The organism is Aliishimia ponticola (assembly GCF_004803475.1).
In the GTDB taxonomy this organism is placed as follows: domain Bacteria; phylum Pseudomonadota; class Alphaproteobacteria; order Rhodobacterales; family Rhodobacteraceae; genus Aliishimia; species Aliishimia ponticola.
Genome location: NZ_SRKY01000013.1, coordinates 1 through 1,177 on the forward strand (window position 1 = coordinate 1; position 1,177 = coordinate 1,177).

General features: G+C 60.2%; 1 protein-coding gene. It reads right to left on the reverse strand.

Annotation, left to right across the window (positions count from 1 at the left end; all coding sequences use genetic code 11):
* A complete protein-coding gene (gene tuf, locus E4Z66_RS19535) occupies positions 1 to 1,176 on the reverse strand; it encodes an elongation factor Tu (protein WP_136464763.1) in 1,176 nt (391 codons plus the stop codon).
* Position 1,177: the final 1 nt, after the last annotated feature.

Here is a 1,177-nt window from a genome sequence, read left to right on the forward strand (position 1 = left end):
TTACTCGATGATTTTGGAGACGACGCCGGCGCCGACGGTGCGGCCGCCTTCGCGGATGGCGAAACGCAGGCCGTCTTCCATCGCGATCGGGGCGATCAGCTCAACGGTGAAACCAACGTTGTCGCCCGGCATCACCATCTCGGTGCCTTCGGCCAGCGTCACGGTGCCGGTCACGTCTGTCGTCCGGAAGTAGAACTGCGGACGGTAGTTCGCGAAGAACGGCGTGTGACGGCCACCTTCCTCTTTGGTGAGGATGTAGGCTTCGGCTTCGAACTTCGTGTGCGGGGTCACGGAGCCCGGCTTACACAGAACCTGACCACGCTCAACGCCTTCACGGTCAACACCACGCAGCAGCGCGCCGATGTTGTCGCCCGCTTCACCGCGGTCCAGCAGCTTGCGGAACATTTCAACGCCGGTGCAGGTCGTCTTGGTGGTGTCGCGGATGCCGACGATTTCGATCTCGTCGCCAACGTTGATCACGCCACGCTCAACACGGCCGGTCACAACCGTACCACGACCAGAGATCGAGAACACGTCTTCGATCGGCATCAAGAACGGCTGGTCAACCGCACGCTCGGGCGTGTCGATATATTCGTCAACAGCCGCCATCAGCTCTGCGATCTTCTCCGCACCGATATTGTCGTCGCGACCTTCCAGAGCCGCCAGAGCGGACCCTGCGATGATCGGGATATCGTCGCCCGGGTAGTCGTAGGAAGACAGCAGTTCGCGCACTTCCATTTCAACCAGTTCCAGAAGCTCTTCGTCGTCAACCTGGTCAACTTTGTTCAGGAACACGACCATCTTCGGGATACCAACCTGGCGGCCCAGAAGAATGTGCTCACGCGTTTGCGGCATCGGGCCGTCTGCTGCGTTCACAACCAGAATCGCGCCGTCCATCTGCGCCGCACCGGTGATCATGTTCTTCACGTAGTCCGCGTGACCGGGGCAGTCGACGTGCGCGTAGTGACGGTTCTCCGTCTCGTACTCAACGTGCGCCGTCGAAATCGTGATCCCGCGCGCTTTCTCTTCCGGCGCGCCGTCAATCTCGTCATACGCCTTGAAGTCGCCAAACTGCTTCGTGATCGCCGCCGTCAACGTCGTCTTGCCGTGGTCAACGTGACCAATCGTGCCGATGTTTACGTGCGGCTTCGTGCGTTCAAACTTTTCCTTTGCCATG